Source organism: Kitasatospora purpeofusca (assembly GCF_000718025.1).
Lineage (GTDB): Bacteria > Actinomycetota > Actinomycetes > Streptomycetales > Streptomycetaceae > Kitasatospora > Kitasatospora purpeofusca.
On sequence record NZ_JODS01000017.1, the window covers coordinates 86,563 to 112,926 of the forward strand.

Here is a 26,364-nt window from a genome sequence, read left to right on the forward strand (position 1 = left end):
CCGATCGTCAGGAGACCGCCGTGCACCAGCCCCAGGACCAGCCCCTGCATCAACCCGACGACCAACCCGCGGACCGTACTGCGGACCGTACTGCGGGGACATTCCCCCTCACCGGAACAGCCACGGTCGGACCGCAGCGCGAGCCCGCGGACGACCGGCCCGCCGGCACCCGCCCGGCCCCCGCGGCGGTCACCCGCCTCGCCGCCACGGTGGAGAACCTCCGCGCGGAACTCGCCCGGGCCCAGGCCGACGCCGCCGGCCGGTCGCTGGTCGAGATGGCCGCCGGCGTCCTGGTCGAACGGCTGCGCTGCGGACCGACGGAGGCGGCCGCCCAGCTGACCGCGCTCGCCGGGCAGGCCGGCCTGCCCGTGCTGGAGTTCGCCGCCGAACTGGTCAACCAGGTCGCCGCCGACCGGATCTCCGCCATCGCCCGCGAGTTCATCACCTCCTCCGTGGACCCTCAGGAGGAGGCCGCGGTACGGCTGCGCGTCGCCGAGGCGCACAGCCTGGCCGCCGGCGACAGCGAGTCGGTGGCCGGCTCGATGCTCGCGACCGCGCTGCGCCCGCTGGGCGCCGTCGCCGTCGCGATCTGGGCCGCCCACCCCGACCAGTCGCTGACCCTCGAGGGCAGCGCCGGCTTCAGCGAGGCGGAGGCCCGCCGCTGGCGGTACGTCCCGCCCGGGGTGTCCACCCCGGCCCGCCGGGCGCTCGACGAACGGGAGACGGTCGCCCACTCCACCCTGGTGCAGGCGGCGCTGCCGACCATCGGTCAGCACGAGTACACCGGCGGACGCATCGCGGTGCCGGCCGGGACCGGCGGACGGCTGATCGGCGTGCTGGAGATCTGCTGGCCCCACGACCTGCCCCCGCAGTCCCAGCCCCTCCAGCGCCAGTTCGAGGCGCTGGCGGAGCTGTGCGCCACCACCCTGGAGCCCTGGACCGAACCCACCGGCCCGGAGCGGGCCGACCGCGAGTTCGACGACCTGCAGCGGCTCACCGACGGTGTCCTCGACCCCTGCCTGATCCTCCGGCTCGCGCCCGGCCACGCCGAACTGCCGCTGGAGTTCGCCGTCCGGCACGTCAACCCGGCGTTCGTCGACTTCGCCGGCCGGCCGAACAGCGCGGTCGCCGGCGCGCGCCTGCTGGAGGCCTACCCGCTGGCCGCCGAGGCCGGGGGCCTGGCCGAGAAGGTGGAGCACGTGTTCGCCACCGGCGAGCCGTTCCGCACCACGGACATGCGGTTGGCCGCCACCGTCGACGGCATCCCGCTGCTCGCCCGGGCCCAGGTCAGCATCAGCCGGCACGGCCGGCACATCGTGGTGATCTGGCGGCTCGACGACGGCACGCCGCGGGTGGCCCGGCTGCTCCAGCACGCGCAGCGCCTGGGCCGGATCGGCGGCTTCGAGGAGAACGTCCAGACCGGCCAGATCGCCTGGAACGAGACCCTGTTCGACCTGCACGGCCTGCCCCCCACCGCCCAGCCGATCGCCCTGGAGCAGCTGCCCGAGCACGCCCACCCCGACGACCGCCCGGCGATCGGCCGGTTCCTGCGCACCCTGCTGCACCACCGGCGCCCGGCCTCCACCGCCTTCCGGCTGCAGCGCTCCGACGGCGTCGCCCGCCACATCCGCGTCGTCGCCGAACCGGTGCACGACGAGAACTCGGCGCTCACCACCGTCCGCGGCGCCTACCAGGACATCTCCGCCCAGCACTGGACCGAGGTCGCCCTCGCCGCCACCCGCGACCAGCTGGCGCACAGCGAGCAGCAGGCCGCCGAACGCAGCCGGCTCGCCCTCCAGCTGCAGCACGCCATCATGCCGCCCGCCCGCGGCCCGCTCACCCTGCACGACCTCCAGGTCGCCGTGCGCTACCGCCCTGCGGAGAAGGACCACCTGGTCGGCGGCGACTGGTACGACACGCTCGCCCTGCCCTCCGGCGAGATCCTGCTGTGCGTCGGCGACGTCGCCGGGCACGGCATCGAGGCCGCGACCGGCATGGTCGCCCTGCGCAACGCCCTGCGCGGCCTGGCCGCCACCGGCGCCGGTCCGGCCCAGCTGCTGACCTGGCTCAACAGCGTCACGCACCACCTCACCGACAGCGTCACGGCCACCGCCGTCTGCGCTCTCTACCACCCCGGGACCCGGCGGCTGCGCTGGGCCCGGGCCGGCCACCTGCCGCCGGTCCTGCTCCGCGAGGGCCGGGCCAGCGCCCTGCCTCAGCCGGGCGGGATCCTGCTGGGCGCGCTCGACCACGCCGACTACGAGGAGTCGCACCTCGAGCTGCGGGCCGGCGACACGCTGGTGATGTTCACCGACGGCCTCATCGAACGCCGCGACGAGTCCGTCCAGGCCTCCCTGGACAGCCTGCTGTCGCTCAGCGAGCAGACCTCCCTCGCCAAGGACGGCACACCCGACTCCCTGGAGAGCCATCTGGACCACCTGCTGCGCTACAGCAGCGCGGACACCGACGACGACACCTGCCTGGTCGGCATCTCGGTCGACCGGGCGGCCGGGACGTCGGAGGAGCCGGCGGAGTGAGCACCCGAGGAACGGACGCCCGGGACCGGCCCGCACCCCCGCGGTCGGTCCTTCACGAAGTCTTCACACGAGAGGCAGGCATGGAAGCCGAGGGACCGGGTAGCGGGGGACGGACCGCACCACCGAGGGAAAGGACCGGCATGGCCACGACCAGTGAGGACATCCTCCTCGCCAAGCCCGCGCACCGGACCGACCAGTCGCCTGCCGCCGCACCCGTCCCGACCCGGCCCCACCTCCCGGAGCTGGACGGCATCGAGGACCCCCGGGAGGTCGCACCGGCCGACGCCCGGGAGCTCACCCGGGTGCTCCTGGCACGACTCGCCACCCTGGAGGAGGGCACCCGGGAGTACTCCTACGTGCGCTCCACCCTGGTCGAAGTGAACCTGTCGCTGGTCCGGTTCGCGATCCGCCGCTTCGGCTCGCACCGCGAGAGCACCGACGACCTGCTGCAGGTCGGCTCGGTCGGCCTGATCAAGGCGATCGACCGCTTCGACGTCGACCACGGCGTGGAGTTCACCACCTTCGCCGTCCCCACCATCCTGGGCGAGATACGCAGGCACTTCCGCGACACCACCTGGGCCGTCCACGTGCCGCGGCGGCTGCAGGAACTGCGCATCACCCTCGCCAGGGCCCAGGAGGCGCTCTCCCAGCGCCTCGACCGGGCCCCGACCGTCGCCGAACTCGCCGAGCACCTGTCGCTGTCGCCGGAGGAGGTCGTCGAGGGCCTCACCGCGGCCAACGCGCACAGCACCGACTCCATCGACCTGGTCGGCGGCCGCGACGACGAGGGCACGAGCCCGCTCGCGGACCGCCTCGGCGAGCAGGACCGGCGGCTCGAGCTGGTCGACGACCTGGTGTCCCTGGAGCCGCTGGTGGCCGCGCTGCCCGAACGGGACCGCCTCATCCTGTCCATGCGGTTCACCCAGGACATGACCCAGTCCCAGATAGGCGCACAGCTCGGCCTGTCCCAGATGCACGTGTCACGTCTGCTCAGCCGCACGCTCCAGCAGCTGCGCCGCGGCCTCGACGGCGGCTGAGCGGGCCGCAGCACCCGGCCGCCGGACACCACCGTGTCCGGCGGCCGCCGTTCGGCCGGACCGCACCGTACGCGTAAGGTCGTGAGGACATCTGTGGAGGGGACGACCATGCCGATCCAGAACGACCCAGCAGCCGCGCCGCGGGAGGCCGCAGCCGTGACCACCGCCACCGCCCGGCCGCAACCGGCCGACGACCGTGCCGCCGTGTGCGTGCTCGTGGGCGACCTCGACATCGAGACCCTCCCCCCGGCCGAGCAGGCCCTCGACGAAGCGCTCCGGACCCGCCCGCAGGTCCTCGTGGTCGACCTCGAACAGGTCGGCTTCTGCGACTCCTCCGGCCTCAACCTGCTGCTCAAGACCCGCTTGAGCGCCACCGCGGCCGGCGCCGAGCTGCGGCTCGCGGCCGCCTCCCCGACCGTGCTGCGACTGCTGGAGCTGACCGGGGCCGACACGGTGTTCCGTCTGCACCCGTCGGTCGCGGACGCGCTCGCCGCACCCCGGTGAACGCGGGTGACGGACGAGCGGCGTGACACGCCCGGGGCACCGTGCATGAACCGGAGCCGGGCGGGAAGCAGAGCGGCGAAGAGCGCCGAACCGAAGGGGTACCCGTTCATGAACACTCGCCGGGAAACCCTGGACGAGACGCGCACCGAGGTCCGGTCCGTGGAGTCCGTCAGGTCGGTACTGCCGGCCGGCGGGCACCAGCGCCGCCGGATGCCCCTGGCCGGGCAGCACAAGCCCGTCGCGCGGGCCAGGGAGTTCACCCTCGCCGCGCTCACCGACTGGGCGTGGCCCGAGGCCGGTGACGTCGTCCTACTGGTTGCCGAGCTCACCGCGAACGCCGTGCTCCACACCGACGGCCCGCTGGAACTCGTGCTCGACCTCTCCCCCGCGCGGCTGCGGATCGAGGTCAGCGACACCTCCCCGGTCCTGCCCGCGCCGCGCCGGCCGCACCTCCCCGGCCTGCCCGGCGGGCACGGCCTGTACATCGTGCAGCAGGCCTCCGACCGGTGGGGCGCGGTGCCGCACGAGCGGGGCAAGACCGTCTGGGCCGAGATCGACACCCGGCCCGTCGCCGTACGGTTCTGATCCCGCGGGTCCGACCCTGCGGTTCTGATCCTGCGGTTCTGATCCTGCGGTTCTGATGCTGCGGTTCTGATGCTGCAGGTCCGATCCTGTGGCGCCGGGCCTGCGGGTCCGTACGTCGACGCCCGCCGCGAGCTCGTCCTGCCGACCCCGGCCCGCCGACGCAGGCATGCCCTTCCCGCAGGTATGCCCTTCCCGCAGGCGGGCAGACGCACCGGCGACCCCGAACGGAGGTGGCACCGTGACGAGCACCGCCGTCCCCGCGGCCGGACACCGGCTGGGGGCGGTGTGTCGGCGCGTGTGGCGGCAGGGCCGCGAGATAGAGCTGATGCAGCGCTCGCTGGCCTTCGCCGCCCTGTTCTTCGTCACCCTGGTCCCGCTGCTCATGGTGATCGCGGCGGCCTCCCCCGCCCGGGGTGACGGCATCGCCCAGTGGATCACCGACGGTCTCGGGCTCACGGCCCGCGGCAGCCGGTCCGTCGGCGTGCTGTTCGGCTCGCGCGGACAGGTCCTCAGCACCACCACCGGTCTCGGCCTCGCCGCGCTCGCCGTGTTCGGCGTCTCCCTCACCGGCGCGATGCAGTCCGCCTACGAGCGGATCTGGGACCTTCCGGCGGGACCGTGGCACGGCGTGTGGCGGCAGGCCGTAGCCCTGGCCGCCGTGACCACCTACCTTGTGCTCGCGGCCTGGAGCGGCGTGCCGGGGCACGGCACCGACGCCCAGCCCGCCCTGCGTATCGCCACCACCGTGATCGGCGGCGTCCTGCTGTTCTGGTGGCTGCCGCGCCTGCTGCTCGGTCCCCGGGCGCCGTGGCGCAGTCTGCTGCCCGGGGCGGTCGCCACCATGGCGGCCCTGGCCGGGCTGCGGCTGTTCTCCCGGCTGGTCTTCGCGCCGCTGCTGGTGTCCAACGCCGTCTCCTACGGCACCGTCGGCACGGTCCTGGTCGTGCAGGCGTGGCTGATCGGGGTCGGGTTCACCGTCTACGGCGGGAGCGTCGTCGGCCGGGCGCTGCAGCGGCCCGGTGACGCCCACCACCCGGACGGTGCCCCGGCGACCGGCGCGCCGGACCGCCCCGTCGAGGGGACCGGGCCGACACCGCCGCGGCACCGTCGGCCAGTCTGACGGGCGGGCCGGCGGGCTGGCGGGCGACTGGGGCGGCAGTTCCGGGTTCGGGGATATCGCCCCGGGATCAACCGGTTTGCCTTTCCGGATCGGGGATACCCGGGGAGCATGGAAGATCTTGACCCCACGACCCTCAGCGCCTCGCACACCGCCCTCGGCGCTCCGGACTGACCGGGCAGGAACCCGCACACGCCCCCCGACAGACAGGAGACCGCACCCATGGACACCGTCCCCGTCCCCCCGAACCCCGACCTCACTCCGACGCCGCCGCCCGTACCGCCTGCCCCACCGGCTCCGGCGGTGCCGCCGACACCGCCGGAGCCGGGAAAGCCGCCCGTGACGCCCGACCCGCCGGCCCCGCCCGGCCGGCCCGTCCCACCTGAGCCGGACCCGGAACCCGCCCCTGAGCCCGGCCACGGCCGACCGGACCCCGGGCGGCACAGCCCCGCCGAGCCGCCGGACTGAGGACGTGTCCCGCGGGTGGGGGCGCGGGCGGTCGAGGCGCGCGCCTCCGCGGCCGTGGTTCCCGGACTATCCGCGGTCGCCGGTCGCGGCCGCCGCCGCGCGGTGGACGTGGTCGCGGGAGGCCGCGGCCTCCGCCCGGAGGGCCGGGAGGTCGACGTCCAGCAGGCGCCCGGCCCACTTGCGGACGCGGCCGGCGATCAGCACGGTGTCGATGTTGCGGGCGTCCGCGCCGAGGACGACGGTGCCGATGAAGTCGTTCAGCGGGAGGTTGTTGATCTCGTCGGCGGTGATCATCAGGACGTCGGCCTGCTTGCCCGGGGTGAGCGTGCCGATCGTGGCGCCGAGACCGACGGTGGCGGCGCCCTGGCGGGTCGCGAAGTCCAGCACGTCGGCGGTGGTGATCCGGTCCGGCGGCCCGTCCGCGCCGCGCACGGCATCGGCGGCGCGTCCGGCACGGGCAGCGTGTACGCCACGTGCAGCGTGCACGGCATGGACGGCGCGCATCCGCTGGATCGCGTGCAGCGCCCGCATCTGGGTGAACATGTCGTTCGCCAGCGCCACTTCGACGTCGATGCCCAGGCCCGGCCGGACGCCCGCCGCGAGCGCCTCGTCCACCGCCGGGACGGCGTCCTCCAGACCGATCTGGGCCTCGGAGGTCGGGGCGAGCGACACCCGGGTACCGCTCGCCCCGATCGCCCGCCACGCCTCGCCGGTCAGCCCGGTGGCGTGGATCAGGGTCAGCCCGTCGCCGAGCAGTCCCTCGCGCTCCCAGTCGAGCACGGCCGCGGAGGACGCCCGGCCGAACACCGCGTCCACGCTGACGCCGACGCCCAGTTCGGCGGCGACGCGGGCCAGCCCGGGCCCGAACGCCAGTGCGGGGCCGGCGATCTCCGCCGTCGCGAGGGCCGCCAGACGGAACGTGACCAGCCCGCTGCCGCCGCCGAAACGGTCGACCAGCCGGCCGAGGTCGGCCGGCCACTGCCGGTCCCAGTCGCCGAAGTGCGGCCCCATCGCCGCGTGGATCCCGCGGATCCCGCTGTCCACCAGCGCCTGCACGGCCGCGTCGGAATGGGCGGCCGTCCGGGAGTTGTGCGAGAAGTCGAGCATTGTGGTGATGCCCGCGTCCACGGCGCCGAGGGCGGCCAGCCTGGTCCCCGTGTACATGTCCTCGGGGCGGTACACGGGCGCGTACCGGGCCAGCGTGGCGCCCACGTAGCCCGCCAGGTCGTCGACGTCGGGGATGATCCGGCGCAACTGGCCCTGCCAGGCGTGGCGGTGGGTGTCGACGAACCCGGGTACCAGGATCGTGCCGGAGGCGTCGACGACCACCGCGCCCGCCGCGTCGCCGCGGGCCCGCAGATCGGTGCCGACGGCGGCGACGGTGCTGCCGGCCACCAGCAGGTCACCGGTGGCCAGGGTGCCGAGGGCGGGGTCCATGGTGACGACGGTGGCGCCGGTGAACAGGATGCGCCGCCCGGGGTCGCCGTCGGTGCGGCGCAGCAGGTCGAGCAGCTCGGGCCGGGCGGTGTCGGTGGGTCGGTGGAAGGCGTGCAACGGTGGTCCGTTCGTGAGGAGAGGCGGCGGGCGAGGGTGTCCGGGAGGCGCGTTCGGCGGGTGCCGGGGACGGCCCGCGTCCGGGGTCTCCACGCTGCCACCAGGGCCCGGCCGCCTCCAGGCCGCGCTGTTCCTGGGTGCGGCCCACCCCCGCTCGGGGCTTCGCACCGCCCCGGGCGGCCCGTAGCCTCGACCGCATGCACACCGACGAACCCCCGCGCCCGCCCGAACACCCCGACGGACGGCGGGACGACGGCCCGCACGGTTCAGGACGGGCCGGGCAGGCCGGGCGGGCCGGGCGGCACGACAACCTCCTCGGCGAATACCTGCGGGCCCGCCGGGAACACCTCGCCCCGGACCTGGTGGGCATCCCCCGGGTCGGCCACCGGCGGGTACCCGGACTGCGCCGCGAGGAGGTCGCCGTGCTGGCGGGCGTGAGCACCGACTACTACACCCGGCTGGAACAGGGCCGCGAACGCAGCCCCTCCCCCCAGCTGTTGAACGCGGTGGCCCGCGCCCTCCGCCTCGACGAGCACGCGGCCACGCACCTGCTCCGGCTCGCCGCCCCGCGCCTCGCTCCCCGGCCGCGCCGCCGGGCCCCCGAGCGGCCGTCACCCGCGCTGCAGCAGCTCCTGGACAGTCTGGACACCCCCGCCGTCGTCGTCGGGCCGGCCTTCGACGTCCTCGCCCTCAACGGGCTCGCGGCCACCCTCTACACGGCCTTCGACCCGGTGGACAACCTGGTCCGGATAACCTTCCTCGACCCGGCCGCCCGCACCTTCCACCGCGACTGGGACCGTGCCGCCCACGACGCCGTCGCCGCCCTGCGCGCCGCCGCCGGCCGTGACCCCGAGGACCGCCGCCTCATCGAGGTGGTCGGCGAACTCTCCCTGCGAAGTCCCGAGTTCGGCCGCCTGTGGGCCCGCCACGAGGTGCACGGCAAGACCGGCGGCAGCAAGCTGCTCCACCACCCGCGGATCGGCGACCTCGACCTGCACTACGAGACGCTGACGGTCAACAGCGCCCCGGGCCAGCAGCTCGTGGTCTACCAGGCCCGGCCGGGCAGCCCGTCCGCCGAGGGCCTGCTGCTGCTCCGCGCGCTGACTCCCTGACGGCCCGCAGGGCCGAACGCTCGGGCACCCGCGCCGGGCATCAGGTCCGGGCATCAGGTCCGGGCGGCGTGGATCGCGCGGCGTGGATCGCGCGGCTCTTGCGGGACTTGACGGTCTGCGGGTGGAACTGGCCCAGCACCCGGTGGCGGTCGGCCGCCACGAGTTCCAGCAGCCGTGCGGCCTCGCCGTGCTGCCCGGACTCGCCCAGGTTGCAGGCGTGGTTGTGCCGGGCGGTGAGCGTGTGCGGATGGTCCGGTCCGAGGACGCGCCGGCGGTCGGCCGCCACCTGTTCCAGGAGCCGGGCCGCCTCCTCGCGGTAGCCGGCCTCACCCAGGTAGTAGGCGTGGTTGTGCCGACTGGTGAGGGTGTGCGGGTGGTCGGGCCCCAGGGCACGGTGCCGGTCGGCCGCCACCTGTTCCAGGAGCCGGGCCGCCTCCCGGTACTGCCCGGCCTCACCGAGGTTGTACGCCTGGTTGTTGCGTGCCGTGAGCGTGTCCGGGTGGGCCGCGCCCAGCAACCGGGCCCGGCCGTCGGCCACCTGCGCCAGCAGGGCGGTCGCCTCGTTGTGGCGTCCCTCCCGGCTGAGGGAGTTGGCCAGCTCGTGGGCGGTCGTCAGTTCGGCCGCGGTGGGCGGCCGGACGGCCGCGGGCGGGTACGGGGGCGGGGCCGGTGACGGGACCGGTGACGGAGGGAGGTCGAACAGGGTGGCCAGTGCGGTGGCGACCGGGGCCGACGGGGCGACCGCCGCCCGCAGCGCCCCGGCCACGGCCAGGGCCGAGGCGGGGCGGTCCCCCGGGTCCTTGGCCAGGAGTTGCAGGACGATGCGGTCGAGCCCGGCGGGCAGGTCGGGCCGGTGGTGCCGCGGTGGCACGGGTTGCTCGTTGAGATGGGCGTTCATCGCGGCGTACACGCTGTCGCGGGAGCCGAAGGGCGTCGTGCCGGTGAGGAGTTCGTACAGCACGCAGCCGAGCGAGTAGAGGTCGGCGCGGCCGTCGGCCGGCAGCCCCTTGATCTGCTCCGGAGCCATGTACGCCGGGGTTCCGAGGCCGCCGCCGGTCGGGGTGAGCCGGGTGTGGCCGGCCATCAGGTAGGCGGCGATGCCGAAATCGAGGACGACGACGGCTTCCGTGCCGTCCGCCTGCCGGGACAGGAAGAGGTTCGCGGGCTTGATGTCCCGGTGCACGACGTCCACCGCGTGGGCGGCGGACAGCGCGCTGCAGATCTGCGCGGCCCACTCCACGGCCTGTACGGGGTACCACCGCTGACCCGCTCTCAGGGCGTCGGCGACGGACCGACCGGTGAGGAGGCTCATCACCAGGTAGGGCGTCGCCCGACCGGCCTCCCGGTGAATGCCGTAGTCGTGCACGCCGATGATGTTCGGGTGCTCCAGCTGCGCGGTGATCCGGGCCTCCCGCTCGAAGCGGGCCTGCGCTCCGTGGTCCTCCGCGCCCTCGTGCTGGGGCAGCAGGACCTTGACGGCGACGTCCCGTCGCAGCCGGGTGTCCTGGGCACGCCAGACCTCCCCCATCCCACCGGCGCCGATCGGCCCGTCGATCCGGTACCGGTCGTTGATCAGCGCACCCTGCCGCATCCGCTCCCCCACCCCGAGTGCCGTCCGGTTCACCGTAGTGTGCGCGGGCGGCCCCGCGCACACTCGTTCGGGGATTCCGACCACCGGCCCCGGTCGCCCGCGAGCGCGGAGGTCACCGGGCCGGGGACGGCTCCGCGACGGCGGGCGCCTGCTGGACCGGCCGCCGTGCGTCCGCCGCCGCCTCGCGCACGTCCGGGTGCGGGTCCTCGGCGAGGACGGCCAGCAGTTCGGCGACCCCGGGTGTGCGCCAGTTGCGGATCGCCCACGCCAGGGACTCCCGGACCCGGTGCTCGGGATGGGCGGCGAGGTGGGCGAGTTCGGCGATCGGGCCCCGGCGGCGCCGGAGCAGCATGAACCGGTCCAGGACCGCCTCCAGCTCGGCCGGGTCGCCCGGGTCGCCGGCGGCCGCGATCCGGGCGAGCAGCACACCGGTCGGCGGCGGCGGGCCGTCCAGCGGGTGCGGGAACCGCTCGCGCAACCGCCGCGCCCCGTACCCGCCGCGCACCCGGCAGCCGAAGCAGGTGCACGGCCGGGTGCCGTGCGCGTCGGGGCAGTACCGCCAGCCCACCACCTGCGGCGCGGCGCGGACCCGGTGCACCTCCGCCCGCCCGACCGCCCTGGGCACGAACACCTCCCACCCGCGCGGGTCGTCCAGCGCCGCGATCCGCCGCACCGCCTCCGCCGCGGGGACCTCGGCCTGGGCGCTCAGGCTGCGGTCCCCGTAGGAACCGACCAGCACCGGCTGGGTGTCGTCCAGCCGGACGTGCACGGCCACCCGCCCGCCCCGCCGGTCGAAGCGGCCCAGCTCGCGCATCCACTGGTGGGTGAGCGTGTACGACGGCAGCACCGGGAAGCAGTACACCCCGCGTGCGCCGTCCTGGCCGTGACTGGCCGCACGGATCCCGGCCCGCCGGATGCGCGGCGCGTTCGCCGCCGCTGTGAGGTGCACAAACATCGCCATGGCTCGGCATGTTAGGCGATCGGCTCCGCGGAGTCCCGGGAATTACCGGGCGCTCAGCGGTGGTTCGGCAGACCCTCCGCGAGCGGTGCGAACAGCAAGTGCCAGTTGCCCGGCAGATGCCGTACCGCTGCGGTCAGGTGGAAGTGCACGACCGTCCACTCGTCGGGCCGCGCCTGCCTCCCGCGCTCCCGGACAGCGTCGAGGCAGTGGTCGACGAACTCCGGATCGTCCTCGTCGAACCCGAGCCGCTCGTACGCCCGCCGCACCTCCGGTGCCTCCTCGAACCAGTCCTCCCAGCCGGTGGCCGCGCCCAGGAGGTAGAGCAGATGGCCGCCGGACTCCGGCAGGCCGCCGCGCAGGTCCGCGGAGGCGACGACCCGGTCCGCGTCGTCGCCGGTCAGCGCCGTGCCGTCGACCGCCAGCGCCACCAGGTCCGCCCAGTAGGCCGCGTCGTGCCTGCCGGTGCGCTGCCGCATGTACTCGCTCGCGAAGGCGGCCATCGCCTTCGGATCGTCGATCAGCGGGGAGACGACCAGATCGCTGCTGTAGTCGAAGCCGAAGTAGTACCGCCGCCCGTCCAGGGTCAGCGACTCCACGCCCCCGACGTGGCCGATCCGGTCGGGCAGGGGCGGAAAGCGCTCCAGGAGGTCCTGTTCCATGACGCGGACCCTAGCCTCCCCCACCGACACCCGACCGGCCCTGACGGCAAGGTCCCGTTCGGCAAGCTGCCGGTCGTCCGTGCGGACGACCGGCAGCTCGGCTTCGCGGCTCCGAGGGGCGCTGGCTAGCAGGGGCTGAGCCAGTAGACCCAGCCCCAGGGGGCGTGCCGGTCCTCGCTGTAGCCGCCGGGCGAGGTCCAGCCGACGTTGTGGTTGCGGTCGTAGAACCTGGCGTACAGCGTGGACCGCTGGTTGTTGATCCACGACCCGGTCCCGGCCCAAGTGATGTTGACCGGGTAGTTGCAGGTGAACAGGCGCAGCTCGTCGCCGGTGAAGTCCTCACCGCTGTACGCGCACACGTAGGTGTACGGGCAGCCTGCGGACAGCCCCGGGTTGCCCGCGGCAGCCAGGTCGCGGGCGCGTTCCTCCCCCGGCAGGGTGAGCAGCAGCTCGCCGCCGCCGCTCAGGGTGATCCTGTTGGCGGCCACCTGGCTCGCCCCGGGGGTCTTGGCGAGGTAGCCGTCGACCCGGTTCTGCAGGTTCTTGGCCTGGGAGCTGTCCAGTCCGAGGCTGCGGGCCTGGGCCGAGAAGCCGGCGCGAGCGGCGCCAGGGTCGGTCGCTGCGGTCGCAGCGGTCGCAGCGGGGGCGACGCACACCGCCAGGGCGGCCGCGACGGCGAAGGGTACGGCCAACAGACGCTTCTTCATGGTTCCCACGTGCAGGCGTTCCATCGTGCAACCTCCTTGCGGGGTCCTTCGGAGCTCCATCGTGTCCGGGCGCGGTGGCTGCGGTCTTGTAGGAATGCGTGCCGCCGGTTGCCGCTCGGAGCCGTTGTGCGCCCCACCGGGCGGCCCGCGACCGCGTCATGGGTCCGTCAAGAACGCGCCTCCCGCCGTCATGGTGCCGTCAGCGCCCGCCCGGGCACCGCGGTGGGAGCGTTCCATGGACAAGGGTTCCCCGGAGGCGGGGAACACCGGGGGTCACGCGACCGAGGCGGAGGCGAGCAGCCATGACCGGCACCACCAGCGGCACCACCAGAGTGATCGTCGGACTCAGCGGGTCCCTGGGCAGCCTCGCGGCGCTCTACCGCGCCGTGGCCGAGGCCGCCCGGCGGGAGGCCGTGCTCGTCCCGGTCGCCGCCTGGTCGGCCTCGGACGGCGACCGGCGGGGACCGCGCCCGCTGTCCGAGCTGGAGCACGCCGCCCGCCGCCGCATCGACACCGCCTTCGAGCAGGCCTTCGGCGGCTACCCGGCCGACCTGGTCGTCCACCCGCTGACGGTCCGGGGCGGCGCCGGGCCCGCGCTGGTCTCCGCCGTCACCGGACCGGACGACCGACTGGTGATCGGCACCGGCCGGCACGGCCGCCTCGGGCGGCTGCTGCCCGGTTCCGTCGTGGGCCACTGCCACGCGCACGCGACCTGCCCGGTCGTCCCCGTCTCCCCGTCCGAGCTGCTGGAGCGGCTGGAGTTCAGTGCCCGCAGCGGCGCGCCGCTCCCCTTCGCCGTCGGCCAGCACGGCGCCGGTCACGCCCTCCCCCGGCCCGTCGGCGTGCGCTGAGCAGCGGGCCGGGGGTTCGGAAAACCGAACCCCCGGTTCGGGGGGCCGCACCATCGATCGGCGCGCGGCGGCCGCCCAGGATGGCGGTATGAACGGAACGACACAGACCACCGGTACCGCAGCCGCCGCGAGGGCGGACGAGCTGTACCGCGAGTACGGACGCGGCACCGCCGCGGTGCAGGCACTGCGCGGGGTGTCCGTGGCCTTCGCGCCGGGCACGTTCACCGCGGTGATGGGGCCGTCCGGCTCCGGGAAGACCACCCTGCTGCACTGCCTCGCCGGGATGGACCGGCCCACCCGGGGCACCGTCCGGTGGGGCGACACCGAGGTGTCGGGGCTGCCCGAGCGACGGTTGGCGGAGCTGCGGCGCAGCCGGGTCGGGTTCGTGTTCCAGGCCTTCAACCTGATGCCGGCCATGACGGTCGCCCAGAACGTGGAGCTGCCCGGCCGGCTGGCCGGGCAGCGGCCCGACCGGCGGCAGGTGCTGGACGCGCTGGCCCGGGTCGGCCTGGCCGGGCGCGAGCGGCACCGGCCGGGACAGCTGTCCGGCGGTCAGCAGCAGCGGGTGGCGATCGCCCGTGCCCTGGTCTCCGGCCCCGAGGTGCTGTTCGCCGACGAGCCGACCGGCGCCCTGGACCGGTCCACCGGGCACGAGGTGCTGGGCCTGCTGCGGTCCGGGGTGGACCGGGACGGCCGGACCTGCGTCATGGTGACCCACGACCCGGTGGCCGCCGGGTACGCGGACCGGGTGCTGATGCTGGCCGACGGCCAGTTGGTCGACGAGTTGGAGCGCCCCACCGCCGCCGAGGTCGGCGAGCGCCTGAGCAGGCTGGGCGGGTGAGCGTGATGATCTCCCTCGTTCTCGGACAGCTGCGTCGGCGGCCAGCCGCCTTCGCCGGAACCGCGGTCGCCCTGCTGCTCGCGATCGCCGCAGTCACCCTGTTCGGCTCCCTGTTCGCCGCCGACCTCGCCACCCCGGCGGCCGTCCGGAAGGCGGCCGCCGGGCCGGGGCTGATGATCATCGCGGGGGCGTTCGGCGAGATCGCCGTCCTGGTCGCGTTCTTCGTCGTGGTCAACGCGCTGGGTTTCGCACTCCGTCAGCAGCACCGTGAGCTGGCGCTGCTGCGCACGGTCGCGGCGACGCCCCGGCAGACCCGGCGGCTGGTGCGCGGCGAGGTCCTCGTCACCACCCTGCTGGTGACCGTGCCGGGCTGGGCACTCGGCGCGGTGGCGGCCCGCTGGTTCCTCGCCGCACTCCAGCGGCGCGGCATGGCGTCGCCGGACGTCCGGGTGCCGGGGACGCCGGTGCCGATGCTGGTCGCCCTCGGTGTCGTGCTGCTCGTCGGACTGGCGGCCTCCGCCGCGGCGGCCCGGCGGATCTCCCGCATCGCGCCCGCGGCGGCGCTGACCGCGAGCTCGACCGAGCACGCGCGGACCGGTGTGCTGCGGCTGCTCGCCGGGGCCGGCGCGCTGGCGGGCGGTGTCCTGCTGCTGCGGCTGTCGGCGACGCGGCCGGCCGACCAGGTGGACAAGGCGGGGCAGGCGGCGCTGCTCGCCTCGCTGGTACTGCTGGTCGCGGTCGCCCTGGCCGGACCGTTCGCGGCACGGGTCCTGGCGGCCGTCCTGGGCGGGCCGCTCCGGGTGCTGGCGCCCGGCGCGGGCTGGCTGGCCGACGCCAACCTGCGCGGTTACGCGCGGCGCCTGTCGTCCGCGGTGGTGCCGGTCGCGCTGCTGGTGGGGCTGTCGGGCACCATGTCGATCATGACATTCACCGCGGGGCGGACCGCAGCGGCAGCGGGGGGCACCGCCTCCTCCGTGACCTCCGCCACCGACATCTGGCTGCGGCAGGCCGAGCTGGGGATGCTGGTCTGCTTCGCCGCGGTCTCCGTCGTCAACACCCTGGTCGCCGTGACGGCCGACCGGCGCCGGGAGTTCGCCCTGCTGCGGCTGGTGGGCGCCACCCGGCCGCAGCTGCTGCGGATGCTCTCGGCGGAGGCGGTGCTGACCACGGCGGTGGGCGTCGTCCTCGGCGCGGCGGTCGCGGGCGCCGCGACCTCGGCGTTCAGCGCCGCGGTGACGGGCTCGGCGGTGCCGCCGGTGCCGGTGGCGACCTGCGGGTGGATCGTGGCGGGCGCGGCGGCGCTGGTCCTGCCGGGGATCCTGGTGACCGGCCGCTGGGCGGTCGGCGGCCCGGCGGCGCAGCTGGTGGGCGGCGGCCGTGACTGAGCGTGCCGAGGGCCCGGCCGACGACACGGCCGACGACACAGGCAGGGGCGCGCGCCGGGGCGCCGCACCCGGGTGGCGGCGCCACCTCGCCGTCCGGGGCGGGGACTGGGCCTTCGCGGTCCTCGGGCTGCCGGTCGCGCTGCTCGGCGGGCTGTGCGCCATCGCGGTCCTGTACGCGGGAGTCCTGCTCTCGCTGACGGTGGTCGGCCTGCCGTTCGTCGCCCTCGCGCTGCTGGGTGTGCGCCGGCTCGGCGCACCGCAGCGGTGGCTGGTGGACCGGCTGCTCGGCGAACGGATCGAGGCGCCGGCCCCGCTGCCCCGCCCGGCGGGGGTACTGGCCCGGGGCCGGGCGGTGCTCACCGATCCGGTCGCCTGGCGGGTGCTGCTCCACCTGGTGCTGCGCCTGCCGTTGGGCGTGCTCGGATTCGCGGCCGCCGTGCTGCTTCCGCTCGGCGGCGGGTGGCTGGTCGGCTTCCCGCTCTGGATCCGGCTGCTGGAACCCGGCCCCCGGACGGCCGGCTGGCCCGAGTTCGTCGCCGTGCCCCTGGGCCTGGTGCTGCTGGCCTCGGCGCCTGGTGCGGTCCGGGCGCTCAGCGGGGTGAACCGGCGGCTGGCCCGGGTCCTGCTCGGACCGGTCCGCACGCAGCAGCGCGTACGACAGCTGGAGAACGCCCGCACCGGGCTGATCGCGGCCAACACCGACCGGCTCCGCGGCCTGGAGCGCGATCTGCACGACGGCACACAGGCGCGGCTGGTCGCGCTGGCGATCACGCTCGCGCTCGCCGAGGACGCGCTCGGCCCCGAGAGAGCGCCCACGCCGAACCCGTCCGCCCCCGCGGACACCGCCCGGCTGCGCGCCCTCGTCACCCGCGCCCGCGGGCAGACGGACGACACCATCGCCGAGCTCCGCCTGCTCACCCGGGGCATCCACCCGGTGACGCCGGAGGGCGGCCTCGGCGAGGCCCTGCCCGGTCTCACCGCGACCTGCCCGGTACCGGTCGACCTCCGGCTGGACCTGCGCCAACGACCGGAGCCGGCGATCGAACAGGCGGTCTACTACTGCGTCGCCGAGCTGCTCACCAACATCGCCAAGCACAGCGGGGCCCGCTCGGCGGAACTCGCGGTGCGCGCGGCCGACGGCCGGGTCCGGGTGCTGGTGCGCGACGACGGCCGGGGCGGGGCGGCCCCCGGCGGCGGAGCTGCGCCCGGCGGCGGAGCTGCGCCCGGCGGCGGCAGCGGCCTGGCCGGTCTGACCGAGCGGCTGGCGGCGGTGGACGGGGTGCTGCGGGTGGACAGCCCGCCCGGCGGGCCCACCACGGTCACGGCCGAGCTCCCGACGACCCTGTGAGCCGCCGTCACCCCTCCTGGTCGGCCAGGTACGCGAGCACCGCCTTCACCCGCCGGTTGTCGACGTCCGTGGCGGGCAGGTCGAACTTGGTGAAGACGGCGGCCACGTGCTTCTCCACCGCCCGCTCGGACACCACCAGCAGCGCGGCGATCGAACGGTTGGAGTGGCCCTGCGCCATCAGCTCCAGCACCTCGCGCTCGCGCGGCGTCAGGCTGTCCACCGGGCGCCGCCGCGCGCCGCGCATCAACCGGGTGACCACCTCCGGGTCGAGTGCCGTGCCACCGTCGGCGACCCGGTGCAGCGCGTCCATGAACTCCGAGGTCCGGGCCACGCGTTCCTTCAGCAGGTAGCCGATCCCCGCGGCGCCGCCCGCCAGCAACCGGGCCGCCCAGGTCGTCTCGACGTGCTGGGAGAACACCAGGATGCCCACCCCCGGGTCGGTCGAACGGATCTCGACGGCGGCCCGGATCCCCTCGTCGGTGTGGGTGGGCGGCATCCGGATGTCCACCACGGCGACGTCCGGCCGGTGCTCCGCCACCGCGGCGAGCAGCTCGGGCGCCGTCCCGGCCGTCGCCACCACCTCGCACCCCCGCGCGCCGAGCAGCTCGACCATGCCGTCCCGGAGGACGACGGAGTCCTCGGCCAGTACCACGCGCAACCGCTTGTCGATCATGAAGCCATTATCGGGTCCGCCCGATCCGGCCGGGAGCCGCAGGTGGGCGGGCCGGATCGGGCGGGCAGATCTCGTCGGTCAGGAATCATTCGTCCCTACGGCGCATCGTGCCGATGAACCCCACGATCGGAACGAGCAGGACGGATGCCCGGCCCAGAGAACCTCGTAGGACCGGGAACCACGCATTGTGCAAACCCATCAAGGGTGGCGGCGCCTCTTCTGCCGCTCTCAGGAGATCCAAGGTCTCGTACTCGAGCCAGCGACGGCCGGTGGTGCCGTCGGGCTCTGCCACCACACAACTCTCAGTGACGGAAAGCAGGTCCTCATAAGCCGTGAGGTGATGTCGGACGACGCACTGCTCCGGTGGTACACCCAGGAGGAGCATGCGCGCATCGGACTCCATCAGTCTCCCGAGCGGCGACTCCGGACCGAACGCGTATCCGATGTGGCTTTCAATCAGGGCATGCTCAGCCATCAGATGATCGGCGTCCCGGCCCAGGGCGACGAAGGACTGCTGGGGATGGCGGCTGCGGACGCTTCCCGGTAACTGGCGCAGGAGTTCGGCCAGACGCCCCGCCCGCGCGGAGACCGGCGTACGGTCGGGGTCGAAGGGCGGCATAGCGTCGCGGTAGGCCGCGGCGGCCTCCGGTGTCAGTCCTTCGAGGGCGCGTCGGGTGAACGGTGAACGGAGGGAGTTCTCGGGGGTCGCGGCCGACATCACCAGGGTGCCTTGCTCACCGAGCACGTCCAGTAGCGCGGTGAGAAGCCGCTCCGGGTGGACCTCCGGTCCCAGTTCCTGGTCGTCGACCTCGACCAGGAGCAGTTCGCCCTGCCGGACGCCGAGTTGGCGGAGCCGTGTACGGAGTTCGGCAACGGAGTAGCCGGAGGCACTGTTCCGGGGAATACTACGCGTGCCTACTGCCCGCAGCAGCCCGATGATCTCAGGGGCCGTACGCCCGGGCAGGCCCAGCCACGCCTGCTCGCTCCGACGCTCCTCATCACGCACGAGGAAGGGCATGAAGGCCCGCACCGTCCCGGCCGCGGCGCTGTCGGTCAGCTCCCGGTACAACTCGTCGGACACCACGATGGCGATCGGGGAGTCCGGGTCCTGGTCCAGGACGGCACGGCCCTCCTTCGTACCCAGCAGCGTGACGGCTCGTTGCAACGGCCTCAGGTCGTCCGCAACCCAGCTACCCGCGTCGGCCTCGAAAACAGCGACACACAGTTGCGTCCGGTCCGCCCGGGACGCTGTCTCCGTGCGGCGCAGTGCCTCGACGTTGGTGCGGAGCTCGGGGAGGTGGTCGGTGAACAACGCAGCCACCGGAATCGACCTGTCCCAGAGATTGACCTGTCCGCCGGGGAACGACCGAGTGACGAGAGGCGTCCGCACGTCCTCGGCCCAGCTCCGGGACCGCGGCAGGTCCGCCAGCCGGGCAAACCGGTCCGACCAGACCCACAACGGATCCGCCCGCCCGGCGGCGGTGTACGCCGTGGCGCGTCTTCGGCCGGCCGACTCGTCCGTGAGCACCACCGGGATCCGGAACAGCACCGCACAGGCCGTGCCCGATCCCGGGGCGGGGACCACACCGACATCCGGGGTCAGGTTCAGCAGGTGGTCGAGCCGGGCCCCTCCGGTGCGGTCGAGCAGGAACACGATCCGGAGCCTGGCAGAGGTCCGGTCCGGAACGGCGAGGCTCTCGACCGCTGGTCCGTCACCGGTGACCGTCCGGACATCGATCAGCGCACGAATCCCTCCGTCCGCCCGTCGACAGGAGAAGTCCCACCGGCCCTCGTCTCCCCCGGTCTCCCTGACCAGGGTGAACGCCGGTTCCAGGAAGTCCTTGAGCGAGTTCGCGAGAGACCGGCTCAGCTGAGCGGGATTCCACGCGCCGGCCGCCGTCAGGTCCCGGCCGTGGGCGAAGGACACCAAGGCCCGCATCAGTTCCTGGTCCTTCCGCGGGATCCCCGCGTTGCGGGCCTTCAACTCCGCCGCGACCGCCTCGTAGGCATGTCGAACCGCCGGGTCGAGGAAATCCTCCGCCAAGCGGTTGCGCAGCAGCGCCAACGGCGCTGCCGGGCCGAGGAACCACAGGCCCGGGTCGGACGTCGAGCTGCGGGTGTGCTCCTGGGCGAGTACCCGGTCGACCGTGTCCAGGTCCAGCACGTCGGGGCCGCCGACCAGGCCCTGCGCCGCGAGGTGCGCGAGTCGCACCGCGAAACTGCCGTCACGTTCGGGGAGGAGCGACCGGCTCACCAGAACGGACAGCCCGTACCCCGCGCCGAGCGTCTCCAAGTCCAGTGCCCGGGCCAGTTGCGGCGCGCCCGCGCCGTCCAGGAGCAGCACCGTCGGGGCGTTGCCCCGTGCCCGCAGAATCCTCGCGAGGTCGCCGAACGGCAGAACGGCGACCGGTCCTTGCAGGTACACGAGCAGTGAGTCCTCTGCCAGGGCGGAGGACTGTTCGATCGCCGTCAGGATCGCCGCGGGATCCGCAGGGTCGAACAGCACCCGGCACCGGTCGGGGCCGAGACCCCAGCTGGTCGGCGAGGTCAGCACCTCGTGGAGTGCGTCCAGTCCCGCTCGGTCTCGTGGACGCGCGAGGGGCCCGATGCGCGGGGGGAGCCCGATGAGCACCGCCGCGCTCCGGGCCGGGTCGGGGAACCTCGGGGTGGCCGGTGCCTCACGATCGGCAGGAGCCGCAGCCGTTTTCGCGCGCGGCCTCCGCCCCGCCTCCAACAGCGCCCGGATCTCCGCCGAGGCCACCGCGAACGGCCGCAGGTCCGGCGGCAATTGCTCCGCGTCCGGCACCGCGATCCCCTCCAGTGCCCGCGCCGCCCCCGGGTGCCGGGAGGCGATGTGGCGGGTCAGGGCGGACTGGACGGTCCAGGCGTCGTGGCGGGTGAGTCTGGGGGCCAGGGCTTCACGGGCCTCGGGGCGGATCGTCAGGACCACGGACCCGTCGTCGCTGCGGAGGTCGAACAGTCCGGAGGTCAGGACCTCGGCGAGGTCCTCCGTGCCGGCCTCCGGCACCACCTCCTGCCGGACGAGCCGCAGCAGAGGGAGGCTCAACCGGCCGAACGGACTGCACAGGGCGGCCATCCGCCGGGCCTCCGGGGACGCGGTGTGCAGGAAGGCGGCGATGCGTCGATGGGTGTCCTCGGGCTCCGGTTCGCCCTCGGGGAGGAAGGGCGAGGTGAGGGTGCCGCTCGCGGGGACGAGCACCGCGTCGAAGCCCGCGGGGGCGCCGCGCATCATGCCGTTCGCCCAGCGGCCCAGCGAGTGCGGGGTGAAGGACAGGGTTGGCAGGGGCACCCAGCCCGCGTCGGCGCCGAACAGGGCTGTGAGCATCAGGGGGACGGCGTGGTCGAGCTCGGTGTTGCGGCCCGGTCGGACGCGGTGCCGGGCGCGGACGGCCGGCAGGTCGAGGGCGGTGCGGTTCCAGAGCCGCCCGGGCAGCGGGTTGAGCAGGGCGACCGGCCCGGCGGTGCCCCAGTGTCGCAGTAGGCGCCAGACCTCCCCGTCGTGCCAAGCGGGGGCCGCGCAGTCGGAGAGGACCACGACGAGCCGGCGGGTGCCCGCCAGGCGTCCGTGGGCCACCGGTCGGCCGTGGAGGTCCTCGACAGCCGGTTCGGGGCCGGGGTCGAGCCGGAGCGAGGTGATCCGGCGGAAGGCTCCGAGGCCGGCCAGGAGGGTGGTGAACTCGTCCGCGCTGTCCTGCCAGATCGCCATCGTCGGTGAGGAGTCGGTCAGGACGACAGCCTCGAACCACGGTTCGGGGGCGGGGCGGAAGACCGGCGCGAGGTCGCCGTCGCGGGCGTAGGCGGCCATGGTCGCGCCGAAGTCGAGGACCTGCCGGGGGCCGTGCGGATAGCGGCGTTTGAACGGGCGCAGGGCGCGTCCGAGTTCCAGCGTGTGCGGCAGGGCGCGGGCGGCGGCCACCCGGACCCGAACGCCGGTCGGTGCGGATCCGGCCGCGAGGCCGTCGTAGACGGGCGGCCCGGCCTCCGGTGGGTCCGCTTCGGGGAGGTCCTCCGCTGCGGGAGCGTCGGGGTCGGTCGGCCGTGACGGGGCCGGGGCCGGTGGCGGGGTGGTGGCGAGCGGTGATTCCGGGACCGCTCCGGACGGTACCCGGCCGGCGGCGAGCCACAGCGCGTCCGCGAGAGCGGCGGGGTCGGTGTCCGGTGGCAGGAACCGGCTGAGCGCCGTCAGAAGGTCGGCCGTGCGGTCAGGCACCGGAGAGGTCCCGGAGCAGGAGTCCGAGCAGCCGGTCGAGCTGTGCCCGGTCCGGCGCGTCGGGGTCCGTCACCAGGCGGACGGCGTTGAGCAGTTGGTCGACCGCCAGGTTGTCGCCCCGGGCCACCCGGTCGGCGAACTCGGTGATGAGCTCCTCCGCGGGTACGAGGTCCGGGCCGGCCAGGCTCAGGTGGGCGGCGACGGCGCGGCGCAGGGTGTCGGCCGTCGGCTTCGGCATGTCGAAGCGGACGCAGCGCCGCAGGAAGGGCGCCGGGAAGTCGCGTTCGCCGTTGCTGGTCAGCACGATGATCGGGAAGGTGGTGCACCGGACCCGGCCGTCCACGACGGTGGCGGTCTCCCGGGAGTCCCACTCGCGGACCTCGACCTCGCGCCGCGCGTGGCGGACGAGCTCGGGGATCTCGAACGCCCCGCTCTCCAGGACGTCGAGGAGGTCGGTCGGCAGGTCGATGTCGCTCTTGTCGATCTCGTCGACGAGCAGTGCCCGCGGCTTGTTCCCGCTCGGGAGCAGTGCGGTGCCCAGCGGGCCGAGTTGCAGGAACGGCGCGATGTCGGGAAGGCCGTCCGCCGAGGTCTCCTGGACGCGGACGGCGTGGATGTGGCCGAGGGCGTCGTAGCGGCAGAGGGCCTCGGGGAGGGTGCTGCGCGAGGTGATGTGCCACTTGAGTACGGGGCCCAGCTTGAGTTCGGCGGCGACCTGGGCGATCACCGACGACTTGCCGGTGCCGGTGTTCCCGGTGATCAGCAGCGGCCGGTGCAGGTACAGCGCGGCGTTGACCGCGTCGGTCAGTCCTTCCGGCGGCTGGAAGGCCCGGTGCGGTTCCTCGCCGTCGAACCGGCGCCAGGGCGGCGGCGGCGCGAAGGTCACGTCGCGTGGCTCGCCGTCGCCGCGGTAGTAGCTCTGCCAGGACATCAGGTGCTCCTCGGGGCCGGGGCGTCGGTCGGTGGTGCGATCGGAGAAGTCGGGATGGTGGGAGGTACCGGTGCCATGGGCGGCGCCGGGTGCCGGTCGTACCGGCCGCAGAAGTCGAGCCAGTCGAGGTCGTGCCAGGCGGTGCGCAGCGCGGCCAGTCGGAGCAGGTGGGCGTCGGTCACCGGGGCGGGGTCGCCGCCGGCCTGCATCTTGTAGCGGTAGGCCGCGCCGAACCCGTCGGGCAGGCCGTCCCACAGGTGGTCCAGGCAGCCCCATCCCTCCCCGGTCGGCTCGGTGTCCCGGTGCGGCCACAGCACGATGGGGGTGTAGGGCAGGAACGCGGTGACGAGTTCCAGCAGCCGGGGCACCGGTACCGGCTCGGTGAGGCCGACGGCGCGTTGGTAGCGGCCCCGGGTGAGGTCCGCGAAGAGTTGTTCCGGTCCGGTCCGTCCGGGGTCCACCCAGTCGACCGGGACGCCGTCGTCGAGCGGCTTCTGCTCCAGTTGCTCCAGCTGGCTCCGGGCCTCCCGGTTGATGCCCCGCAGATGGCCGCGTTCCACGAGCCGTCCGGCCCAGCGCAGGGTCACCGTGCGGGTGACGCCGAGGAGGCGGCGGCCGACGAGCACCTCCTCCGGATGCCAGTCGACCAGGACGGGGGCGTGCGCCACCAGGTCGACGAAGGCGACGGGCGAGCGTCCGGGCAGCAGTGCGTCCGCCCAGTCGAGGATGTCCGGCAGCGCCCGCTCGACACCGTCCCGGTCGGGCCGGCAGTCGAAGTGGCGGTGGTGGACGCAGTCCGGTCCCTCGCGCAGGCAGACCGAGAGGGAGTCGGGCCAGTCGACCTGCGCGGCGTCCAGGCTGATGACCAGTCGGCGGCCCCGGTCCCCGGCCGGCCCGTCGCCGTGCTGGGCCAGCGCGTCGTTGAGGGCGATCTCGGCCCCGGTCCGCCGGGCCCAGTCCCGGATTCGGGGGTCCTGCGGGTCGGCGCCGCAGGCGTGGGCACCGGCGACCAGGTACCAGGCGACCGCCGCGTACACCGAGGCGCCGCCGGCCGCGCCGGAGGCCCGGAGCGCCGCGTGTTCGAGCAGGTACTGCAACAGGGCCCGGCCGGTCAGGGCGCTCGGCGGCCGGACCGGTTCGGGGATCACTCCGGCCCACCGGCGGTTGAACCCGGCCGCCAGCCGGCGCAGCACCGGGCTGGTCAGAGCCGGTCCCGCCACGTCGACGAGCAGGGCGACGGCCTGCATGGACGCGATGACGGCCTCGGCGGTCTCCTGCACCCGCCACGCTCCTGCGGCGGCGGCGCGGTCCGCGAGCGCGGACAGGGCCCGAAGGTCGCGCGGCGGCGGTCCCGGCGGTGCGTCGGGCCATTCGGCCAGCGCCGCGGCGAGGTCGGCGGCGCCGAACCCGCTCGGGCTCGCGGCCTGCTGGCGAGGCGGCCACTGCCGGTTCCGGGCGAGCCAGAGCGTGTCGCCGTCACCGTTGTAGGTGAACCCGGCGACGGTCTGCTTCTCCGCCACCGCTCCGGCGACCGCCTCCCGGACGGCGTCGAAGGACAGGAACTCCTCCCCCGTCGGCAGTCCGCGTCCGAGCACGGCGGCGAGTCGGTGGCTGAGGCCCAGGGCGTACGCCTTCTCCAGGGCCGAACAGGCCGCGAGCACCGAGACCCGCAGGCCCCCGACCCCGAAGCCCGCGGCCAGCTCCTTCACGTCCGGCATTCCGGCCGCCGCATGGCAGGTGTCGACGACCACCACGACGCCGGCCACACCGGGATGGTTGGCGGCCGTGGTGACCGCCGCCCCGATGTCCACGCAGTCGAGGGCCCGGCCCTCCTCGCTGTCGGCGGCCATGTACCAGAGCTTCGGCGAGCCCTGCGCCGTCTGGCCGTGGCCGAGGAAGGCGAGCACAAGGGTCGCCCCGGCCTCGCCGGCCACGCGGGTCGCCGCGCGGACCGCGTCGTCGATCTCCCGGCGCCGCACCGTTCCCGAGCGCAGCCGGAGCGCGTCGGCCCCCGGGCTGGGGACGCATCCTCCGACCGCCGGATCGGTGAGCGCCGCGTAGAGCTCCTCGGCCGCCGTTTCGAGGGTCGGCAACCCGTTGTCCGCGCCGTTCGACTGGGTGGCGACCAGCAGGAGGTGTCGGACCGGCGCCGGAAGCGCCTCGCTCATGCGCGGGACGCCGGCTCGGCCAGCGTCCTCAGCACGGTCGCGGCCACCTCCCGTCGGCGCAGGTAGACGGTGGCATCGTGGGGCCAGAGCAGGGCCGACTCCATCCGGTCGGAGACCGGTCCGACGCCCCGCGCGTTGGGAACGACCGCCTCGGCGAGCCGGCGCTTCGGCACCACGAGGTCGTCGCTGTCCCGGAAGTCGGCCCACGCGGCGACGGTCGCCGGGGTCGCGGGGGGCCGGGGGCGCAGGAGCGGCCACACGACCGCATGGGTGGTGATCGGCGAGCCGAGGGTGACGAACAGCGGGACGGGGCCCGGGTATTCGGACAGTGCCTCCAGCGCGACCACGGTCCCGAGCGAGTGGGCGACCACGATCGCCGGGCGGGACGGGTCGAGACGGGCCAGGATCCGGTCGCGGATCCGCCGGTCCAGGGTCAGGCCGGCGGCGTCCGGGTAGCCGCGGCGCAGGTAGCGGCCCGGCTGGGAGAGGATCCGCAGGAAAGCACCGCGGCTGAGTGCCCGCGCGCCCAGGTGCAGGCCGGGGATCGCGCCGACCGAGGCGAGGCCGGTCGCGAGCAGCCGGCCCACGTGCCCGACACCCTGAGCGTCGTCGAGCGGCCCGAGCTGCCGACGCAGGCGGCGGAGCCGGACGTTCTGCCGGTGCTCCGGGAGTTCGAGGAGTTCGTCCAGGAACTCGGTCATCAGCGCCAGCATGATCGCGGCCTGTTCCTCGTCGGCGGCCTCCGGGGAGTCTGCGCCCTGGGCTCCCTCGGACGCGAACAGGTCGCCGTAGTAGGCGAAGGAGCAGTCGGCGGAGCGGCCTTCGATCAGCGCCTCGGCCTCCGGGGCGAGGCCCGCCCCCTGCGCGCCCTCGGCCAGCGCCTGCTTCCACTCGGCGAGTGTCGCCTCCGGGTCGCGGGGACCTCCGATGCCGTGCACGAAGACCAGCTGCGGAACCGGTCGATCGATCGCCATTTCGCTCCCACCCGCCCGCACGTGCCGTGTCCCGCCCCCGCCCGGCAGCCGCCGTACGGTTCGGCCGGGCGAGGAGAACGGTACCAACCACCGTTCGGGCCAAGGAAACTGTCGATCCGGGACGGGACCG

At 74.7% G+C, this 26,364-nt stretch carries 20 protein-coding genes; 10 read left to right on the top strand and 10 right to left on the bottom strand.

The features are described 5' to 3' along the window. Positions 1–20: 20 nt before the first annotated feature. The 5 genes from IF01_RS0123230 (at position 21) to IF01_RS0123250 (ending at position 5,783) form a co-directional block, all read left to right on the top strand. The gene (locus tag IF01_RS0123230) at positions 21–2,537 is read left to right on the top strand and encodes a SpoIIE family protein phosphatase (RefSeq protein ID WP_051756004.1); all 2,517 of its coding nucleotides are present in this window, start codon (positions 21–23) and stop codon (positions 2,535–2,537) included. Positions 2,538–2,677: 140 nt separating this feature from the next. Next, positions 2,678–3,574 (top strand): RNA polymerase sigma factor SigF, encoded by an 897-nt coding sequence (locus IF01_RS0123235; protein ID WP_030395444.1) that lies wholly within the window; start codon positions 2,678–2,680, stop codon positions 3,572–3,574. A 108-nt stretch (positions 3,575–3,682) separates the two neighbouring features. Beyond that, a complete protein-coding gene (locus tag IF01_RS0123240; RefSeq protein ID WP_051740290.1) occupies positions 3,683–4,078 on the top strand; it encodes an STAS domain-containing protein in 396 nt (131 codons plus the stop codon). 108 nt (positions 4,079–4,186) lie between these two features. Continuing rightward, on the top strand, positions 4,187–4,663 hold the full coding sequence (locus tag IF01_RS0123245) for an ATP-binding protein (protein ID WP_106981229.1): 477 nt from the start codon (positions 4,187–4,189) through the stop codon (positions 4,661–4,663). Between the two features lie 238 nt (positions 4,664–4,901). Next, on the top strand, positions 4,902–5,783 hold the full coding sequence (locus IF01_RS0123250; protein WP_063764281.1) for a YhjD/YihY/BrkB family envelope integrity protein: 882 nt from the start codon (positions 4,902–4,904) through the stop codon (positions 5,781–5,783). 531 nt (positions 5,784–6,314) lie between these two features. Here the strand turns inward: IF01_RS0123250 and IF01_RS0123255 are convergent. Beyond that, the gene (locus IF01_RS0123255) at positions 6,315–7,802 is read right to left on the bottom strand and encodes an amidohydrolase family protein (protein ID WP_244215599.1); all 1,488 of its coding nucleotides are present in this window, start codon (positions 7,800–7,802) and stop codon (positions 6,315–6,317) included. Between the two features lie 197 nt (positions 7,803–7,999). Here IF01_RS0123255 and IF01_RS0123260 point away from each other — a divergent pair, with 197 nt between their 5' ends. Then, positions 8,000–8,914 carry a helix-turn-helix domain-containing protein gene (locus tag IF01_RS0123260; RefSeq protein ID WP_078880226.1) on the top strand — a complete coding sequence of 305 codons (915 nt, stop codon included), beginning with the start codon at positions 8,000–8,002 and terminating at the stop codon, positions 8,912–8,914. 40 nt (positions 8,915–8,954) lie between these two features. Here the strand turns inward: IF01_RS0123260 and IF01_RS0123265 are convergent, their stop codons facing one another. The 4 genes from IF01_RS0123265 to IF01_RS0123280 form a co-directional block, all read right to left on the bottom strand. Next, positions 8,955–10,538 (bottom strand): serine/threonine-protein kinase, encoded by a 1,584-nt coding sequence (locus tag IF01_RS0123265; RefSeq protein WP_157855321.1) that lies wholly within the window; start codon positions 10,536–10,538, stop codon positions 8,955–8,957. A 79-nt stretch (positions 10,539–10,617) separates the two neighbouring features. Further along, positions 10,618–11,466, bottom strand: a complete 849-nt coding sequence (locus IF01_RS0123270) for a HEAT repeat domain-containing protein (protein WP_208624347.1) — start codon at positions 11,464–11,466, stop codon at positions 10,618–10,620. A 53-nt stretch (positions 11,467–11,519) separates the two neighbouring features. Continuing rightward, positions 11,520–12,125, bottom strand: coding sequence for a hypothetical protein (locus IF01_RS44205; protein WP_051756007.1), 606 nt, complete (start codon positions 12,123–12,125; stop codon positions 11,520–11,522). Positions 12,126–12,250: 125 nt separating this feature from the next. Further along, positions 12,251–12,856, bottom strand: coding sequence for a peptidase inhibitor family I36 protein (locus IF01_RS0123280; protein ID WP_051756009.1), 606 nt, complete (start codon positions 12,854–12,856; stop codon positions 12,251–12,253). Positions 12,857–13,134: 278 nt separating this feature from the next. Between IF01_RS0123280 and IF01_RS0123285 the strand changes: the two genes are divergently transcribed. The 4 genes from IF01_RS0123285 (at position 13,135) to IF01_RS0123300 (ending at position 17,257) form a co-directional block, all read left to right on the top strand. Then, positions 13,135–13,683, top strand: coding sequence for a universal stress protein (locus IF01_RS0123285; protein ID WP_063764282.1), 549 nt, complete (start codon positions 13,135–13,137; stop codon positions 13,681–13,683). Between the two features lie 88 nt (positions 13,684–13,771). Continuing rightward, complete coding sequence (locus IF01_RS0123290) at positions 13,772–14,524, top strand: ABC transporter ATP-binding protein (RefSeq protein WP_030395455.1); 753 nt, start codon at positions 13,772–13,774, stop codon at positions 14,522–14,524. A gap of 5 nt (positions 14,525–14,529) precedes the next feature. Continuing rightward, positions 14,530–15,909, top strand: coding sequence for an FtsX-like permease family protein (locus IF01_RS0123295; protein WP_030395456.1), 1,380 nt, complete (start codon positions 14,530–14,532; stop codon positions 15,907–15,909). Beyond that, positions 15,902–17,257: a sensor histidine kinase gene (locus tag IF01_RS0123300; RefSeq protein WP_051756010.1), complete on the top strand. Its 1,356-nt coding sequence runs from the start codon at positions 15,902–15,904 to the stop codon at positions 17,255–17,257. Before IF01_RS0123295 ends, IF01_RS0123300 begins: the two co-directional genes overlap by 8 nt. 7 nt (positions 17,258–17,264) lie before the next feature. Here IF01_RS0123300 and IF01_RS0123305 read toward each other — a convergent pair whose 3' ends face one another. The 5 genes from IF01_RS0123305 to IF01_RS0123325 all read right to left on the bottom strand — a co-directional run bounded on the left by IF01_RS0123305 (position 17,265) and on the right by IF01_RS0123325 (position 26,234). Beyond that, on the bottom strand, positions 17,265–17,930 hold the full coding sequence (locus IF01_RS0123305; protein WP_030395458.1) for a response regulator transcription factor: 666 nt from the start codon (positions 17,928–17,930) through the stop codon (positions 17,265–17,267). A gap of 85 nt (positions 17,931–18,015) precedes the next feature. Beyond that, entirely contained in the window at positions 18,016–22,161 is a 4,146-nt protein-coding gene (locus tag IF01_RS44210) for an SAV_2336 N-terminal domain-related protein (RefSeq protein WP_051756012.1), read from the bottom strand. Further along, on the bottom strand, positions 22,154–23,092 hold the full coding sequence (locus tag IF01_RS0123315) for an AAA family ATPase (RefSeq protein WP_030395460.1): 939 nt from the start codon (positions 23,090–23,092) through the stop codon (positions 22,154–22,156). The genes IF01_RS44210 and IF01_RS0123315 overlap by 8 nt, the downstream gene beginning before the upstream one ends. Further along, on the bottom strand, positions 23,092–25,260 hold the full coding sequence (locus tag IF01_RS46945; RefSeq protein ID WP_030395461.1) for a vWA-MoxR associated conflict system protein: 2,169 nt from the start codon (positions 25,258–25,260) through the stop codon (positions 23,092–23,094). The genes IF01_RS0123315 and IF01_RS46945 overlap by 1 nt, the downstream gene beginning before the upstream one ends. Further along, the gene (locus tag IF01_RS0123325; RefSeq protein WP_030395462.1) at positions 25,257–26,234 is read right to left on the bottom strand and encodes an alpha/beta fold hydrolase; all 978 of its coding nucleotides are present in this window, start codon (positions 26,232–26,234) and stop codon (positions 25,257–25,259) included. The genes IF01_RS46945 and IF01_RS0123325 overlap by 4 nt, the downstream gene beginning before the upstream one ends. Positions 26,235–26,364: the final 130 nt, after the last annotated feature.

Excerpts from the sequence above, each read along its gene's own strand:
- IF01_RS0123285 (WP_063764282.1), top strand. The coding sequence starts at position 13,135 with ATGACCGGCACCACCAGCGGCACCACCAGAGTGATCGTCGGACTCAGC.
- IF01_RS0123290 (WP_030395455.1), top strand. The coding sequence starts at position 13,772 with ATGAACGGAACGACACAGACCACCGGTACCGCAGCCGCCGCGAGGGCG.
- IF01_RS0123260 (WP_078880226.1), top strand. The coding sequence starts at position 8,000 with ATGCACACCGACGAACCCCCGCGCCCGCCCGAACACCCCGACGGACGG.
- IF01_RS0123270 (WP_208624347.1), bottom strand. The coding sequence starts at position 11,466 with ATGGCGATGTTTGTGCACCTCACAGCGGCGGCGAACGCGCCGCGCATC.
- IF01_RS0123235 (WP_030395444.1), top strand. The coding sequence starts at position 2,678 with ATGGCCACGACCAGTGAGGACATCCTCCTCGCCAAGCCCGCGCACCGG.
- IF01_RS0123295 (WP_030395456.1), top strand. The coding sequence starts at position 14,530 with ATGATCTCCCTCGTTCTCGGACAGCTGCGTCGGCGGCCAGCCGCCTTC.
- IF01_RS0123245 (WP_106981229.1), top strand. The coding sequence starts at position 4,187 with ATGAACACTCGCCGGGAAACCCTGGACGAGACGCGCACCGAGGTCCGG.
- IF01_RS0123305 (WP_030395458.1), bottom strand. The coding sequence starts at position 17,930 with ATGATCGACAAGCGGTTGCGCGTGGTACTGGCCGAGGACTCCGTCGTC.
- IF01_RS0123325 (WP_030395462.1), bottom strand. The coding sequence starts at position 26,234 with ATGGCGATCGATCGACCGGTTCCGCAGCTGGTCTTCGTGCACGGCATC.
- IF01_RS0123240 (WP_051740290.1), top strand. The coding sequence starts at position 3,683 with ATGCCGATCCAGAACGACCCAGCAGCCGCGCCGCGGGAGGCCGCAGCC.
- IF01_RS0123315 (WP_030395460.1), bottom strand. The coding sequence starts at position 23,092 with ATGTCCTGGCAGAGCTACTACCGCGGCGACGGCGAGCCACGCGACGTG.
- IF01_RS0123280 (WP_051756009.1), bottom strand. The coding sequence starts at position 12,856 with ATGGAACGCCTGCACGTGGGAACCATGAAGAAGCGTCTGTTGGCCGTA.
- IF01_RS46945 (WP_030395461.1), bottom strand. The coding sequence starts at position 25,260 with ATGAGCGAGGCGCTTCCGGCGCCGGTCCGACACCTCCTGCTGGTCGCC.
- IF01_RS44205 (WP_051756007.1), bottom strand. The coding sequence starts at position 12,125 with ATGGAACAGGACCTCCTGGAGCGCTTTCCGCCCCTGCCCGACCGGATC.